This is a genomic window from Bradyrhizobium sp. Mp27 (assembly GCF_029953005.1).
GTDB lineage: Bacteria > Pseudomonadota > Alphaproteobacteria > Rhizobiales > Xanthobacteraceae > Bradyrhizobium > Bradyrhizobium barranii.
This window is the reverse complement of sequence record NZ_JASAUS010000940.1, coordinates 1-202: the sequence shown is the minus strand read 5'-3', so window position 1 is coordinate 202 and position 202 is coordinate 1. Positions and strand designations below refer to the sequence as shown.

General features: G+C 63.9%; 1 pseudogene. It reads right to left on the bottom strand.

Annotated features, from left to right (window positions below):
- A pseudogene (locus QJT78_RS53490) lies at positions 1-202 on the bottom strand (IS630 family transposase); the annotation flags it as partial.

Sequence of the window (202 nt, the reverse complement as noted above, 5' to 3'; positions counted from 1 at the left end):
CTTGCGAGCCACCAGGTCAATCTTGTGGCTGCGCAGGAACCGCCAGACATATTGGACATCGACATCGCCCAGCGCCTCGGCCAGCAGGGGGCCGGTCCAGCGCGCAAACCCGTGCGGCGGCGGCTTATCCAACAGCTTCAGAATCCGCTTGTCGGTCGTCTTCGTATAGATCGGCTGCTTGCCCGGCCGCGGCTTGTCTTGC